The sequence below is a fragment of the Pseudomonas sp. SDO5522_S412 genome (assembly GCF_054071215.1).
Map to the genome: position 1 here is coordinate 12,812 of NZ_JBSVWQ010000071.1, position 14,727 is coordinate 27,538.

13 protein-coding genes are annotated in these 14,727 nt (G+C 61.4%); 6 read left to right on the plus strand and 7 right to left on the minus strand.

Translation table 11 applies throughout. The annotated features are described in order from the left end of the window. Positions 1 to 139: 139 nt before the first annotated feature. The 4 genes from ACW9I6_RS16525 to ACW9I6_RS16540 all read right to left on the minus strand — a co-directional run bounded on the left by ACW9I6_RS16525 (position 140) and on the right by ACW9I6_RS16540 (position 5,327). The gene (locus ACW9I6_RS16525) at positions 140 to 760 is read right to left on the minus strand and encodes a heme acquisition protein HasA (RefSeq protein ID WP_457339544.1); all 621 of its coding nucleotides are present in this window, start codon (positions 758 to 760) and stop codon (positions 140 to 142) included. A 108-nt stretch (positions 761 to 868) separates the two neighbouring features. Continuing rightward, positions 869 to 3,619, minus strand: coding sequence for a TonB-dependent receptor (locus ACW9I6_RS16530; protein ID WP_102369949.1), 2,751 nt, complete (start codon positions 3,617 to 3,619; stop codon positions 869 to 871). A gap of 133 nt (positions 3,620 to 3,752) precedes the next feature. Beyond that, complete coding sequence (locus ACW9I6_RS16535) at positions 3,753 to 4,742, minus strand: FecR family protein (RefSeq protein WP_008436618.1); 990 nt, start codon at positions 4,740 to 4,742, stop codon at positions 3,753 to 3,755. 63 nt (positions 4,743 to 4,805) lie between these two features. Beyond that, positions 4,806 to 5,327 (minus strand): RNA polymerase sigma factor, encoded by a 522-nt coding sequence (locus ACW9I6_RS16540; RefSeq protein ID WP_003215543.1) that lies wholly within the window; start codon positions 5,325 to 5,327, stop codon positions 4,806 to 4,808. A 205-nt stretch (positions 5,328 to 5,532) separates the two neighbouring features. On the opposite strand from ACW9I6_RS16540, the gene aroQ reads away from it, so the two are divergent. Continuing rightward, entirely contained in the window at positions 5,533 to 5,973 is a 441-nt protein-coding gene (aroQ, locus tag ACW9I6_RS16545; protein ID WP_087693554.1) for a type II 3-dehydroquinate dehydratase, read from the plus strand. Next, positions 5,970 to 6,836 carry a shikimate dehydrogenase gene (locus tag ACW9I6_RS16550; RefSeq protein ID WP_457339545.1) on the plus strand — a complete coding sequence of 289 codons (867 nt, stop codon included), beginning with the start codon at positions 5,970 to 5,972 and terminating at the stop codon, positions 6,834 to 6,836. The genes aroQ and ACW9I6_RS16550 overlap by 4 nt, the downstream gene beginning before the upstream one ends. 122 nt (positions 6,837 to 6,958) lie before the next feature. Here the strand turns inward: ACW9I6_RS16550 and ACW9I6_RS16555 are convergent, their stop codons facing one another. Beyond that, positions 6,959 to 7,624: a TetR/AcrR family transcriptional regulator gene (locus ACW9I6_RS16555; protein ID WP_003215538.1), complete on the minus strand. Its 666-nt coding sequence runs from the start codon at positions 7,622 to 7,624 to the stop codon at positions 6,959 to 6,961. A 71-nt stretch (positions 7,625 to 7,695) separates the two neighbouring features. After that, positions 7,696 to 9,594, minus strand: a complete 1,899-nt coding sequence (gene quiC, locus ACW9I6_RS16560) for a 3-dehydroshikimate dehydratase QuiC (RefSeq protein ID WP_457339546.1) — start codon at positions 9,592 to 9,594, stop codon at positions 7,696 to 7,698. Between the two features lie 254 nt (positions 9,595 to 9,848). Between quiC and ACW9I6_RS16565 the strand changes: the two genes are divergently transcribed. Beyond that, positions 9,849 to 11,183 carry an MFS transporter gene (locus tag ACW9I6_RS16565; RefSeq protein ID WP_003215533.1) on the plus strand — a complete coding sequence of 445 codons (1,335 nt, stop codon included), beginning with the start codon at positions 9,849 to 9,851 and terminating at the stop codon, positions 11,181 to 11,183. Positions 11,184 to 11,188: 5 nt separating this feature from the next. Here ACW9I6_RS16565 and ACW9I6_RS16570 read toward each other — a convergent pair whose 3' ends face one another. Continuing rightward, positions 11,189 to 12,067, minus strand: coding sequence for a DMT family transporter (locus tag ACW9I6_RS16570; RefSeq protein WP_003215531.1), 879 nt, complete (start codon positions 12,065 to 12,067; stop codon positions 11,189 to 11,191). Positions 12,068 to 12,253: 186 nt separating this feature from the next. Here ACW9I6_RS16570 and ACW9I6_RS16575 point away from each other — a divergent pair, with 186 nt between their 5' ends. From ACW9I6_RS16575 to ACW9I6_RS16585, 3 genes are all read left to right on the plus strand, one after another. After that, on the plus strand, positions 12,254 to 12,670 hold the full coding sequence (locus ACW9I6_RS16575) for a hypothetical protein (protein ID WP_003215528.1): 417 nt from the start codon (positions 12,254 to 12,256) through the stop codon (positions 12,668 to 12,670). Positions 12,671 to 12,785: 115 nt separating this feature from the next. Then, complete coding sequence (ypfJ, locus tag ACW9I6_RS16580; RefSeq protein ID WP_003215526.1) at positions 12,786 to 13,676, plus strand: KPN_02809 family neutral zinc metallopeptidase; 891 nt, start codon at positions 12,786 to 12,788, stop codon at positions 13,674 to 13,676. After that, positions 13,677 to 14,654, plus strand: a complete 978-nt coding sequence (locus ACW9I6_RS16585; protein ID WP_102605475.1) for a hypothetical protein — start codon at positions 13,677 to 13,679, stop codon at positions 14,652 to 14,654. Positions 14,655 to 14,727 lie beyond the last annotated feature (73 nt).

Genomic DNA, 14,727 nt, shown 5'->3' on the forward strand with positions numbered 1-14,727 from the left:
TGCGTTTGACACGCCGCGCGCCGCTGCGCAGAATTTGTCACCGCCGTCGCCCTGGCCTTCGAAACTCACGGCGACGACGGGGTTTACGCAGCGAATGGGAGAGTGATCTTCCATTCGCTTTTTTCATTGCGCAGCAACATCAGGCAGCGAGTGCCCAGTCCTGTGCAACGTCCTGCACGCCTACCAGGGCGACGTCGGTGGTGGTTGCCGTAGCGTGTGCTGCCAGGCCGGCCGAGATCTCGTCGAAGGTGTTGGCGGTGGACAGGCCGAAGTCGTCCAGCAGGTTGTTGAGCACGGTTTCCAGTGCCGAGGTGTTGCCTTGCATCAGGCTGTAGATCACGCTCTGAACGTCGTTGCCGACGCGGCCTGCACCTTGTGCCGCGCTCAAGTCAAGGCCGTTGAAAGCCACTTTGAACGCATCGAGGGTGAAGTCGCTGCCATTGCCGCCGCCCAGGCCGGTACCCAGTTGAACGTTATCCAGGTTGCCCCACAGGTAGTGGTTTTCGTTGTGGCTGGCTGGCAGCGCCGGGTTGAATACGTAGTGCAGGCCGTTGCTGGTGTTGCTGTCGGCAATGAACGCGTAGTCGGAATTGTTGGCGCCGTGGGTCGAATACTGGTCGCCGCTCAGGGAGCCGTTGCTGAAGCCGCCGGTGTTGCTGCTGCCGTGACCCGCAGTGTTGAACCCCAGTGCCCAGTCGGTCAGGTAGTCCGAGACGGAGTAAGCACCGAGCGCAGCTTCGTAACTAACAGAAATAGTCATCACTTAACCTCGTTATAAACAACACGATTGATCAGCACGCTCATACAGCGCACTTTTTGCCCACCCTTGGGCAAAACCGTTGGTTGATAAAGTGCCGTGGCACCTTGATCAGAACTTGTATTCGAGCATCCCGCTCAACGTTCGCCCGCGCGCCAGGCTCAGGTTATTGGCGTCCCCCATCGCAACGAAGTAGGCCTCATCGGTGGCGTTTTCCAGCGCCAGGGCGATGTTCAATTGGTCGGTCATCCAGTAGCTGGCGTACAGGTCATAGAGGGTGTACTGGGGCCATAGCGCCTGGTCGATGAAGTCATAACCTTGTGAGTCGAGGTTCTCGCCATTGCCTGAGCTGTAGCGCACGCGGACGCCCATATCGAGTCGCTTTTCCAGGAAGCGCGCGCCCAGGGTCAGCGAGCCGCGATCAGCCGGCATATAGGTGGCGTTGCCCATGATCCGGCCACAGCTTTCCTTGTTGTTGGCGACATCGTCGTCCAGCACCTCATACGTGGTCACCGGGCGCAGGCCGGTCGTGCCGTTTGGCCGGGTGTAGCGTTCATAGCGTGTGGTGGACGGCCCGTTCTTCTTCGCCCCGCCCATGTAATAGTTCTTCGAGCAGAACTCATTACTGCCGATCATGTGGGTGTAACTAAGGTTGGCGTACGCCCGCCCCATGTCGTAGTTGAGCTGGTACTCCACCCCCCGAAAGCGCGTGGGGTTGGTGTTATTGACGTACGCCATCGTGCCGAGAAAACCGCCGACGGAGGTCTCCGGCAAACTGACGCTGTGGTTGAGGAAAGAGAAGTTCTCGATCCGGGTATCGAAGTAAGCCACCTTCATGCCCAGGCGGTCGTCACCGAACAGCAGTCCCTCTTTGAATACGTTCACGCCCATTTCCCAGTCCCGCGACTCTTCGGGTTTCAGGAACGGGTTGGGAAACACCCGCTCTGATGAGCTGCCACCGTGAGGACGCCCGGTCATGAAGGTTTCCGTTACCGCCGGCGGGCGCCAGCCCTTGCCCCAGCGGGCGTAGAGTTGCATCCAGTCCAGCCCCGGCTTTATGCCGATACCGAACGTGGGAGAGAACTGGCCCTCTTCTCTATCAATGTCGAACACTTCCTCGACACGCTTGGCACCTACCGTGCTGCTGTAGAACCGATCGCGCCGGTAGAGCGTCATCCCGGTGACCCCTTCCAGCCGATAGCGGTCGTACCGCAAGCCCGCATCCAGCGTCAGCCAGTCGCCATATTCGTACTGCAGGTTGTTGAACAGGCTGGCGATGGTGCGTTTGCCACCGGGCGTCCCGCCTTCAACGTAAGGCAACAGGCCGGAAAGGTTAGTGGCCTCGACCTTGTTGGTACTGGGCTTGAACTTGTCTTGATACACCTCCACGCCGTAGTTCCAACTCACATGACCCAACGCATCGAAGTCGAACCGCGATGTGTTGTCGCCCTGTACACCCCAGGTATCGGTCTGAAAATGATCCGTGTAGCCCGCCACATAGTTGCCGGAGGTCAGCGACGCGGTGTTGGGCGCATTGTCCCGGTCCATCTGTGTGGTGACGTAGTAGACCTTGGCCTTGAAATCGATCAGCGGGTTATCCGGCGTGTAGCGATAATCCAGTCCGACGTTCCTGGCATTGAGGTTGTTCTTGCTGACGCGTTGGTAGTACACGCTCTGGTTATCCGGGGCGGTGTAGGCCCACGCGTCATTGCTGTCGCTGTCACTTTCCAGGTAGCTCAGTTGCACCCGTTGGTCATTGGGCAGGTTCAGGCCGAACTTGACGATTTGCGAGCGGGTCACGCTGCCGGTGTCACCGACCTCACTGTTCAGCCAATCGTCGAAGGCCGCAGGCTGGGAGTCACGGGCGCGCAAATGAGTACCCAGTTTCTGGTCGTTGTGGGTACCGGCGCGGTAGTCGCCAAAATGCCGTTCGCTGTACCCCAGCAGCACGTCGCCGCGCTCGTCGCCAAAGGCAAACACACCGCTGCCGTTGAAATAGGTGCCGTTACCCAGTTCACCAATCCCGCTACCGGCACGCAGACGCCCGCCATAGTCCTTGCCATCGGCCAGGAACTCACTGGCCTCCAGGGTCTTGAAGGATGCAATCCCGCCCAACACGGCAGCACCGCCCTGCCCGGACTGGCTGCCCTTGTCGATTTCGATGCTGGAGATGAATTCCGGGTCGATCAACATCGTGCCGTTGCGCTGCTGGTGGCCGTTGACGTTGAAGTTCTGGCGCATGCCGTCGATGTTCATGTTGACCCGGCCGTAGTCCTGCACGCCGCGGATGTTCACCGACAGGCCCGGGTCACGCTGGTTGACGGCGGTGTACACGCCGGCGGTTTCTTCGAGCATGTCGGCGGCGTGGCGTGGTGGGCGTTTGTCGATCTGCTCGCGACTGATCACGGCCACCGAGCGCGGTGTGTCATACACCCAGTCGCTTGGCTTGCCGTTGGTGTTGCCGGTGATGGTGGTGGTGCCCACGGTCAGCGCACCGTCATGGTCGGCGCCGACGCGAGTCAGCGTCACCTGCCGGTCCCCGGTAAAGCGGTATTCCACCGGTGCACTGCCCACCAATCGGCCGAGGCCTTCCTGGGCGCTGTAACGGCCCTTGAGCGCGGTGCTGGTGAGGCCTTGCAGGCGCGCGCTGTCGAACAACACTTGCAACCCGGCCTGGTCGGCGAACGTCAGTACGGCAAGGCCCAAGGGTTGCGCCGCAATATCAAACGTCAACGTGACAGGCTGTGATTCACCGACTGGCGCCTCGGCGGCCTGCACCTGGCAGGCGGAGGCTAACAGCCCCAGGTGGATGGCAAGGGCCAACCGGCTACCGGTGTTGCGCCCCTTGGTGATTGCAGACATCGACGTTATCCCTTCGCTGACCATTCTTGTTTATGCGAATACTTCTCACTTAACAGGACGTGTCAGGCGTCGGAACTCAGTAAGGTTTTTTTGAAAGTTTTTTCAAAGGACGTAAACGGGGCCCGGCGCCCCATCAATAGATCAGGCTCAGCCCCGCCAGATCAAAGCGCTGCACCTGTAATTCTTCGGTCAGGGTGCCGAGGGCCGTGTCGAGCATATCGAGGCGGAACACGCCGCTGACTTCACGGGTGCCGAGGTCGGCATTGGTCAGCACCACCTTGCCCGGCCGGTAGCGGTTGAGCTGTTCGATGACCTTGGCCAGCGGCAAGCGGTCGAAGATCAGCACACCGCGACGCCAACTGGTGGCACGCTCCAGGTCGAAGTCGTCGAGGGCGACCACGCCGTTCTCCGGGCTGTAGCGCGCAGCCTGGCCTTCCTTGAGCACAGTTGCTTTCTGCGGCAGCGCCTGCAGCGTGACGGCCACACTGTGCTGCAACACTCCGACCCAGGCCTGCCGGTCGTCCTCACGCTCGACCACAAACCGCGTGCCCAGGGCACGGGTTTGCCCGCTGGCGCTGTGCACCACGAACGGCCTTTTTTCCTCACCGGCCATGGGCGCCACATCAAAGATGGCCGAGCCTTTGATCAGGCTGATGCGCCGCTGCACACCGTCAAAATCCAGCTTGATCGCACTCGCAGAATCCAGTTGCACGCTGCTGCCGTCCGCCAGGTGCACGGTGCGCACTTCGCCTTTTTGGGTGAAGTAATCGGCCTGCACCTGCAGCAGCGCCTCAGGCCCGCGCACCCAGCCGACGCCCGCCACCACCAGCAACAGCGCAACACTCGCCGCCATGCGCCACGGCCTGCGCCGACGAGGGCCGCGCACCGGCGCAGCGGTGGCGGGCGGCCGCTGGCGATGCAGCGTCTCATCGCGATGCACCTCGCCCAGCGCCGCCCACGTCTGCTCGGCAAAACGCAGCGCCGCTTCATGGCGGCTGTCTCTGGCGATCCATTGGCGCAGCTCGGCCTGCTCCTGATCGGTCAGGGCGCCGGCGTGCAGGCGCACCGCCCAATCGGCAGCCGCCTCGGTAATGCTGTGCTGTTGCGGACCCGGGCTATTCACGTGTGAATCTCGAATTTTTCGTTATATAACGCTGTGACGTCTGACCCCAGATTTGTCGGTAATTCATTCGTCGGACGGCCCCGCCTCACCTTCCTGCAAACGCTGCATGACATACGCCAGCGCCTTGGCCAGGTGCTTTTGCACTGAGCTGTCGGAAATGCCCAGGTGGCGCGCGACCTGGGCATGGGTCATGCCCTCGATCCGGTTGAGACGGAAAATCTGCCGGGTACGCTCCGGCAATTCCGCCAGTGCCTGCTTCAATGCCTGCCGCTGTTGCTGCGCCATCGCCTGAGCCTCCAACCCGGCCATTTCATCTTCAATCTCGGCCAGCGCCTCATGGGGCACGGAGTCGGTCTTGCGCCGCGCCTCCTGGCGGATATGGTCGATCAGCAGATTGCCGGCCGTGCGATAGAGATAGCCCTGGGAGTTGTCGATGCGCTCGCCGGCCGGCTTTTGCGCCAGGCGCAGGAAACTCTCCTGCACCAGGTCTGCGGCCAACTGCGGGTCCCGTACCTTGCGTGCGAGATACCCGCGCAGAGTATCGGCGTGCTTGAGAAACAGGCCTTTGAGATCCACGTCCGACAAACCGACTCCCTGGAATGTTAAGGAAACAGGCGGGCATCTTAAGCGTTGTCGAGAATGATTTTCAATTGATATCAACTCTGATCCACACAACGGTGGTTTTCATTCTGCGTTCGGTAATCGAACGGTTCCCACCCACGCGATTGACCAAATTAACCATTCAGTACATTTTATCGACCTACATAAAAACAACAGTGGAGAACCCTCTATGCCGCCCATCGTGCTGGTGCTCAACGGCCCCAACCTCAACCTGCTCGGCACTCGCGAGCCTGCCACTTATGGCCATGAAACCCTGGCCGACCTTGCTGCCCTGTGTGGCCGCAGCGCCGAGCAACTGGGCCTGAAAGTCGAATTCCGCCAGACCAACCACGAAGGCGAATTGCTGGACTGGATCCACGGCGCCCGCGCCCGTTGCGCCGGCATCGTGATCAACCCGGCAGCCTGGACCCACACTTCGGTGGCGATCCGCGACGCGCTGGTGGCCAGTGAAGTACCGGTGATCGAGGTGCACTTGTCCAACGTGCATGCCCGGGAAGCGTTCCGTCATCACTCGTTCGTGTCGCCGATTGCCAAGGCGGTGCTGGCCGGGTTTGGCAGCCACGGTTATCACCTCGCCCTCGAACATTTCAGCAAGACCTTGAAGGGATGAGCGCGGTGTCCAAACGTCGAATTCTGGCCGGCCTGATCGGCGCCGGCATCCAGGCTTCCCGCACCCCGGCCCTGCATGAGCATGAAGGCGATGCCCAGGGCCTGCGTTACCTCTATCGCCTGATCGACCTCGACCGGCTACAGGTGGATACCCGCGCCCTGCCCGACCTGTTGATGGCGGCCGAACAGATGAACTTCACCGGTTTGAACATCACCTACCCGTGCAAGCAGGCGATCCTGCCGCTGCTGGACGAACTGTCGCCCGAAGCGCGGGGCATCGGCGCGGTGAACACCGTGGTGCTTTGCGACGGTAAACGCATCGGCCACAACACCGACTGCCTGGGCTTTGCCGAAGGCTTTCGCCGGGGCTTGAGTGATGTGGCTCGCAAGTTCGTGGTGCAGATGGGCGCGGGCGGCGCCGGGGCGGCAGTCGCCCATGCGCTGCTGGGTGAAGGCGTGGCACGCTTGAGTATTTTCGACATGGACGCCGAACGTGCCCGCAGCCTGGCGAACAACCTCAACCAGCATTTTGGTACCGGCCGGGCGCAGGCCGGCAATGACCTGGAAAGCGCCATGGCCGAGGCCGATGGCCTGGTGAATACCACGCCGATGGGCATGGCCAAGCTGCCGGGCATGCCGGTGCCGCTGCACACCTTGCGCGCCGACTTGTGGGTAGCGGAGATCGTCTACTTCCCACTGGAAACCGAACTGCTGCGCAACGCCCGCGCCCTGGGTTGCCGCACCCTGGATGGCGGCAACATGGCGGTGTTTCAGGCGGTGAAGGCGTTTGAGTTGTTCACTGGCGAAGTGGCGGATGCAGAGCGCATGCTCGCGCACTTCCAGAGCATGACCACCCAACTGTAGAAACCGGATTAGAAATGTGGGAGCGGGCTTGCTCGCGAATGCGGTGGATCAGCCAAACATCCGGCGACTGACACTCCGCCTTCGCGAGCAAGCCCGCTCCCACATTTTGCTCGGTGTTGAACTCAAGCCTGCAGGTAGCGCAACACCGACTCGCAGATCATCGCCCGATGCCGCTGCTTGACCGCCTCATCCGACAACTCGATCTGAAAGATCTCGCTGAAGGTGTGGCGGTTCGACACCCGGTAGAAGCTGAACGAGTTGATCAGCAGGTGCACGTCCAGCGGCTCCAGCCCTTCCCGGAACAACCCCAACTCGGCGCCCCGGCGCAACGTGGTGCCAAGGGCTTCGAGGATGTTGCTGTTCATCGCCTTGATCGACGTCGACTGCTTTACATACTCGGCGTTGTGGATGTTCTCGATGCTCACGATGCGCACAAAATCCACGTTCTGATCGTGGTGATCAAAGGTGAATTCCACCAGCCGGCGGATCGCTTCCCGGGGCTCCAGGGCCGTCAGGTTCATCCGGGTCTCGGTGTTGCGAATGTCGCCGTAAAGCTTCTCCAGCACCTCGACGTAGAGCTGTTCCTTGCTGCCGAAGTAGTAATAGATCATGCGCTTGGAGGTCTGGATACGCTCCGCGATCGCGTCCACCCGGGCGCCGGAAAGGCCCTGGGTGACAAACTCGACGATGGCTTCCTGGAGAATGTTCTCGCGGGTCTTTTCCGGGTTGTTCTTGCGGCTCTTGCGCGGTGCGGTGGCCGCGGCGGGAAGCTCGGAGGTCAGGGTCATGGTGCGCTCACGGCCTTAGGTGCAGGCGCTGATTATGGGCCGCGCCGCACGCCGAAGGAAGCGCCGGCACCTTACAACCTGGCCTGGCGCACCGCACCGCTGCGGGACTTGGCCATGGCCGCCAGGCGCACCGCCACGTTGGCCGCACCGTAGCCGGCGTAACCGTTCTTGCGCTGGATGATCTCGAAGAAAAACCGGCCCTCGAACGGTTCGGTATAAACGTGAAACAGTTCACCGCCCTGGGCATCGCGGTCGTAGAGGACGTTGTAATACGCGAGCTGGCTGAGGAACTCGTCATCGAAATCAAACCGCGCCGCCAGGTCATCGTAATAGTTCAGCGGGATATCCAGCAGCGGCACGCCCGCATCCTTGGCCCGGCTGACCTCGGCGAAAATGTCCGCGCAGTCGAAGGCAATGTGGTGCACGCCCGAGCCGCGATAGCTCGACAGCGCGTGGGAAATCGCGGTGTTGCGGTTCTCGGAAATATTCAGCGGCAGGCGAATCGAGCTGCAACGGCTGCGCAGTGCCCGGCTTTTCACCAGGCCGTAGGGGTCGGGCAGCACCACTTCGTCGTCGGCTTCGAAATCCAGCAAGCTTTTGTAGAACAACACCCAACTGTCGAGGCTGTCGGCGGGCAAGGCCATGGCCATGTGGTCGATGCGCAGCAGGCCGCCGCTGGCGGCGTTCGCCGGTTGCAGGTTGAAGTCGGTGTCGTAGAGGCCGCCTTCGTGCTGGTCCACCAGGTAGATCAGGCTGCCATCCGGTGCGCGCACCGCTGCCAGCTCCAGCTCGTTGGGGCCGACCAGCCCACGATACGGCTGGCCCTTGTAGGCCACCGCCCGCTCCAGGGCCTTGGCGCTGTCCTTGACGCGGATCGCCGTGGCGCACAACGACGGGCCGTGGGCCTCGAAGAAGTTATGGGCGAAGGAATAGGGTTCGCAATTGAGGATCAGGTTGATATCGCCCTGGCGCAACAGGCTGACGCTCTTGGATCGATGCTGCCCGGCCTTGACGAAGCCCAGGCGCTCCAGCCATGAAGTGAGCTTGGCGCCGAGGTTTTCATCCACGGCAAATTCCAGGAATTCAATGCCGTCGTATTCGCTGGCGGCCGGGGTTTCAAACAGGATCTCGGGGACCTGCGTCGCTTCTTGCTCCAATCGCTGGCGGGTTTTCTCTTCGAGGTACAGCAGCGAGCGCAGGCCGTCGGCGGCATTCGCCCGGGTCGGCGCGGCGCGGAAGCCGTCGTTGAAGATTTCCAGGGACAACGGCCCGGTGTAGCCGCTCTTGATGATCGGGGCGAGAAAGCCCGCCAGGTCGAACTCGCCCTGGCCTGGGAAGCAGCGGAAATGCCGGCTCCATTCCAGTACATCCATCGCGAGGATCGGTGCATCGGCCATCTGCACAAAGAAAATCTTGTCGCCGGGAATCTCGGCAATCGCACTCGGGTCGCCCTTGAGAGACAGGGTGTGGAAGCTGTCGAGCAACACGCCCAGGCTCGGATGATCGATCTTGCGCACCAGGTTCCACACCTGCTGCCAGGTGTTGACGTGCCGGCCCCAGGCCAGCGCTTCATAGCCGATGCGCAAGCCCCGGCGGCCAGCGTGTTCGGCCAGCAGGCTCAGGTCATCCAGCAGAATGCTTTCATCGCCCACGGAATCGGCTGACGCGTTACTGCACACCAACACCAGGTCGGTGCCCAGCTCCTGCATCAAGTCGAACTTGCGCTCGGCCCGCTCCAGGTTGCGTGTCAGGCGGTCGCGGCGGCAGCCCTCAAAGTCCCGGAACGGCTGGAACAAGGTGATGACAATGCCGAGGTCGGCGCACATTTGCCTAACTTCACGCGGACTGCCGTCGTAATACAGCAGATCGTTTTCGAAGATTTCCACGCCATCAAACCCGGCAGCCGCGATGGCTTCGAGTTTTTCCGGCAAGGTTCCGCTCAAGGAAACGGTGGCGATGGAGCGTTGCATGGGGCGACTCCCGGCATTGAGGCATGTCTTGTTTACGGCAAATTATTGGCCGCCAGGTTCATCACAGCAATTGAAATGTACGAACCGGTTAGTTTTATGGGCGATTATCGAACAGAATGGCAATCGGCGAATTGACGATTTTTTAGCCGCTGCGCACCATCGACAGCACATTGAGCCCCGCTTCCATTGAGCGGCCTCGGTTAACCAAGACCCTGAACACACCATAAAAATTTCAAAAAAACGGGTACTTCCTCATGCCTTCGCAAAATCCCGCCGTGGCCGTGGGCCACAGCAATCCCCATAGCGGCATCGGTGACAAAATCCGTGGCGCCATGGCTGTCGGTAAAACCCGCTGGGGCATGCTGGCCCTGGTGTTTTTTGCCACCACCCTGAACTACATCGACCGCGCCGCCCTCGGCGTGATGCAACCAATCCTGGCCAAGGAAATGAGCTGGACGGCGATGGACTACGCCAACATCAACTTCTGGTTCCAGGTGGGTTACGCCATCGGCTTTGTGCTGCAAGGCCGGTTGATCGACCGGGTCGGCGTCAAGCGCGTGTTCTTCTGCGCGGTGTTGCTGTGGAGCCTGGCCACCGGCGCCCATGGCCTGGCCACCTCGGCGGTGGGCTTTATGGTCTGCCGGTTCATTCTCGGGCTGACCGAAGCCGCCAACTACCCGGCCTGCGTCAAGACCACCCGCCTGTGGTTCCCCGCTGGCGAGCGTGCCGTGGCCACCGGGATCTTCAACGCCGGAACCAACGTCGGCGCGATGATGACGCCGATGCTGCTGCCGCTGATCCTCCACGTGTGGGGTTGGCAGGCGGCGTTCCTGTGCATGTCGGCACTGGGCGGGATCTGGCTGGTGCTCTGGGGCTTGAAGTACTACAACCCGGAAGACCATCCAAGCGTGAAGCAATCGGAACTGGACTACGTACAACAGGAAGTCGAACCGGAACAACCCCGCGTACCGTTCAGCCGGATCCTGCGGATGCGCGGCACCTGGGCCTTCGCCCTCGCCTACTCGATGACCGCGCCGGTGTTCTGGTTCTACCTGTACTGGCTGCCGCCGTTCCTGAATCAGCAATACAACCTGGGCATCAACGTGACCCAGATGGGCATCCCGCTGATCATCATTTACCTGACGGCGGACTTCGGCAGCATCGGCGGCGGGATCCTGTCTTCGTTCCTGATCGGACGCGGGATGAACCCGATCAAAGCGCGGCTGCTGTCGATGTTGCTGTTTGCCTGCTGCATCGTCGGAGTGATCATGGCCGCCGGCTCCAGCCACCTGTGGGTCGCGGTGTTTGCGATTTCCCTGGCCATCGGCGCGCACCAGGCCTGGACCGCCAACATCTGGAGCCTGGTGATGGACTACACGCCCAAGCACATGATGAGTACGGTGTTTGGTTTTGGCGGCATGTGCGCGGCCATCGGCGGGATGTTCATGACCCAAATCGTCGGCCATATCCTGACCGTGACCAACAACAACTACACCGTGCTGTTCACCCTGATTCCGGCGATGTACTTCATCGCGCTGATCTGGATGTACTTCATGGCGCCGCGCAAGATTCCGACCGTCGAGGTCTGAGTTTCCTACCTGCGCCGCTGCTGCCAGGCAGCGGCCAACCCGCTCAGGCAAATCACCCCGATCCCGACCACGGTGGTCAGGTCCGGGGTGTGGTTGAACACCAGCCAGCCCAACAACCCCGCAAACACGATCTGGCAATAGCCGAACGGCGCCAGCAGGGCTGGCGCTGCGAAGCGGAAGGCCTGGGTCAGCATCAAGTGTGCGGTCATCCCGCAAGTGCCCAGCGCCAGCATCAGCACCCCGTGCCACAGGCTCGGTACTTGCCAGAAGAACGGCACCAGCGCACTCATCACCAAGGTATTGCACAACCCGGCGAAGAAGTTGCTGGTGGTAGGTGTGTCGTACTTGCTGAGGATGCGGGTGAGCAGTTGGTAGAAGCAGAAGAACAACGCCGACGTCAGCGGCAACAACACCGCGGGGGTGAACAGCTCCCCCCCCGGGTGCACAATGATCAGCACCCCGATAAACCCGCAAATCACCGCCAGCCATTGGCCGCGGGTCACGTGCTCACCCAACAGCGGCACCGACAACGCGGTGACCAGGATCGGCGCAAGAAAGTTGACCGCCGTGGCTTCGGCCAACGGGATAAAGTGCAGCGCCGCCGTAAAGAACAGGCTGGTGCCCAGCAGGCACAACGCCCGCGCCACTTGCAGTAAAGGGCGTTTGCTGCGCAGTACCCGCAGGCCCGATTGCGGCAGGAAGATCCCGGCCATCAACAGCGTGTGCACCAGGTAGCGGGCCCACACCACCATCACGATCGGGTAGAACCCGGCCAGGTATTTGGACAGCGCGTCGTGGCTGGAAAACAGAAAGGTCGCCACCACAATCAGCAAAATGCCTTTGAGCGGGTGGTTGACGCCGGAAAGTGGGGTACTGAGGGTCATTGCATTCTCTTGAGTGGCAGGCTGAAATGACCGCCGCATACCGCGGCATAATCTAGAACGGGTAAAGCGCCTCGCTCAAGAGCATAACCAAACACTGTTCGAACAGCGCACTAAATTGCGGTTTTCCAGTCCAACGCTTCACGCCGCCCCGCCCACTGCGCGTTTTTTAACCAAGGCTTTCTCACCATGAAAAAAACCCTGTTGATTCTTTCGACCCTGACGCTGCTCAGCGCCTGCGACAAGCAAGCCGAGACCGCCAAGACGCCCGCCCCGCCGTCTGTCCAGGCAACGTTGGTACCGCAGGTGCTGCCCACCGACAAATGGGTCGGCAAGTGGATTGGCGTCGAAGGCCTGAACCTGACCATCGCCAAGGACGACAGCATCGGCCGCGGCCACTATGTACTGACCATGAAATACGGCCTGGATGACGACGATTCCGGCACCTTCAAGGGCCAGGCATCCGAAGACGGCATCACCTTTGAACGCCCGGACGGCCCGCAGATCCTGAGCGCTGGCGACGGCGAAGCCACTGGCCTGAAATGGCTGGCCGACAAGAAGGACTGCCTGATCGTCGACACCGGCGAAGGGTATTGCCGCGACTGACACAAGCTTCATACAGGTCGGACGACACAGCGTTTAGCATCGTCAGACAGCCGGACTGGCGCCAACCCTACACACCAACAACACTGAGCTGCAGGTTCACAAAGAGGATTGCCACATGCTATGGAAAAAAGGCCGACGCAGCGACAACGTGGTAGACGCCCGCGATGACAGCGGCGGCGGTGGCGGTGGCATGCGTTTTGGGGGCGGCAAGGGCCTGAGCCTGACGGCCATCGTGCTGATCGTCGGCATCGGCTGGCTGACCGGCCAGGACCCGATGCAGATCCTCGGGCAACTCAGCGGCCAGCTCACCGAGCAAGCGCCCTCCGTCAGCCCGCAAACCCGCCAGGCGCCGCCGGCCAATGATGAACAAGCCGACTTCGTGCGCGCCGTCCTCGGCGACACCGAAGACACCTGGGCCCAAGTGTTCCAGGAAAACGGCCTGACCTACAAGAACCCCAAACTGATCCTGTTCCGCGGCCGGGTGAACTCCGCCTGCGGTGGCGCCACGTCCGCCAGCGGGCCGTTCTATTGCCCGGCAGACCAACAGGTATACCTGGACCTGGATTTCTTCCGGGAAATGTCCCAGCGCTTCAAGGCCGCCGGCGACTTCGCCCAGGCCTACGTGATCGCTCATGAAGTCGGACATCACGTGCAGACGCTGCTGGGCATCTCGGCGAAGATTCAGGCAGCCCGCCAGCAAGGCCGGCAGATGCAAGGCGACGGCGGCCTGCTGGTGCGCCAGGAGCTGCAAGCCGACTGCTTCGCCGGGGTGTGGGCCAACCGCGCGCAAAAGCGCCTGAACTGGCTGGAGCCCGGCGACATTGAAGAAGCACTGAACGCGGCCAACGCGATTGGCGATGACCGCTTGCAGCAACAGGGCCAGGGCCGCGTGGTGCCTGACTCGTTTACCCACGGCACCTCGGCACAGCGGGTTCGCTGGTTCAAGACCGGCTTCGCCCAGGGCCAGATCACTCAATGCGACACCTTTACCGCCAAGAGCCTTTAAATGAATAAACGACTGGGTCTGCTGTTAGGTTTGTTGATCACCTGTTCCTCCTCCACCTGGGCTGCCGAACATGGCGTCAAGGTGGTCAGTCCCGATCGTTTTCACCTGGATGCCGGCGACCTGAGCGTCGGCTTGAGCCAGGACTGGCGCCGGCCGCTGCCTCAAGTTACCCGCGCGCTGATCATCGTGCATGGTCGCCTGCGCAACGCGATGACCTACCTGGACAGCGGCGAAAAAGCGGCCGAAGCCGCAGGACAAAACGCCAATACCCTGGTGATTGCGCCACAGTTCCTCAACCAGACCGACCTCAAGCGCAACCAGATCGACAGCCAGACCCTGCGCTGGAACAGTAACGACTGGATGGCCGGCGAGCCGTCCACAGGCCCGGGCCAGATCAGCTCCTACGGCGCGCTGGACCAGATCATCAAGCACCTGGGCAACCGCAAGCTGTTCCCGAACCTGAAGGAAATCGTGGTGGCCGGCCATTCCGGTGGCGGCCAAGTGGTGCAGCGTTTTGCGCTGACCGGGCATGATCACCCGCTGCTGCAAACCGAGGGCATCAGCCTGCGTTATGTGGTGGCCAACCCGTCGTCCTACGCGTACTTCAGCCCACAGCGTCCGGTGAAATTCGATGTTGCCAGTTGCCCGGGCTTCAACGACTGGAAGTACGGCATGCAAAACCTGCCGGCCTACGCCAAGGGGCAAAGTGCCGAGCAGCTGGAGCAGGCTTACGTTTCGCGTAATGTCACTTACTTGCTGGGCCAGCAGGACACCGACCCGAATCACCCGGCGCTGGACAAGAGCTGCGGTGCTGAAACCCAGGGCGCGTATCGCTTGATTCGCGGGCACAATTATTTTGACTACCTCAAGCAGCGGCACCCGCAGTTGGGCCACAAGCTGGTGGAAGTGCCGGGGGTTGGGCATGACGGGGACAAGATGTTTACGTCGCCTGAAGGGCAGAAAGTACTGTTCCAATAACCACTGAAGAAACCGGATCAAAAATGTGGGAGCGGGCTTGCTCGCGAATGCGGTGGATCAGTCAGCCTATGTA

Excerpts from the sequence above, each read along its gene's own strand:
- ACW9I6_RS16525 (WP_457339544.1), bottom strand. The coding sequence starts at position 760 with ATGACTATTTCTGTTAGTTACGAAGCTGCGCTCGGTGCTTACTCCGTC.
- ACW9I6_RS16530 (WP_102369949.1), bottom strand. The coding sequence starts at position 3,619 with ATGTCTGCAATCACCAAGGGGCGCAACACCGGTAGCCGGTTGGCCCTT.
- aroQ (WP_087693554.1), top strand. The coding sequence starts at position 5,533 with ATGCCGCCCATCGTGCTGGTGCTCAACGGCCCCAACCTCAACCTGCTC.
- ACW9I6_RS16550 (WP_457339545.1), top strand. The coding sequence starts at position 5,970 with ATGAGCGCGGTGTCCAAACGTCGAATTCTGGCCGGCCTGATCGGCGCC.
- ACW9I6_RS16555 (WP_003215538.1), bottom strand. The coding sequence starts at position 7,624 with ATGACCCTGACCTCCGAGCTTCCCGCCGCGGCCACCGCACCGCGCAAG.
- quiC (WP_457339546.1), bottom strand. The coding sequence starts at position 9,594 with ATGCAACGCTCCATCGCCACCGTTTCCTTGAGCGGAACCTTGCCGGAA.
- ACW9I6_RS16565 (WP_003215533.1), top strand. The coding sequence starts at position 9,849 with ATGCCTTCGCAAAATCCCGCCGTGGCCGTGGGCCACAGCAATCCCCAT.
- ACW9I6_RS16570 (WP_003215531.1), bottom strand. The coding sequence starts at position 12,067 with ATGACCCTCAGTACCCCACTTTCCGGCGTCAACCACCCGCTCAAAGGC.
- ACW9I6_RS16575 (WP_003215528.1), top strand. The coding sequence starts at position 12,254 with ATGAAAAAAACCCTGTTGATTCTTTCGACCCTGACGCTGCTCAGCGCC.
- ypfJ (WP_003215526.1), top strand. The coding sequence starts at position 12,786 with ATGCTATGGAAAAAAGGCCGACGCAGCGACAACGTGGTAGACGCCCGC.
- ACW9I6_RS16585 (WP_102605475.1), top strand. The coding sequence starts at position 13,677 with ATGAATAAACGACTGGGTCTGCTGTTAGGTTTGTTGATCACCTGTTCC.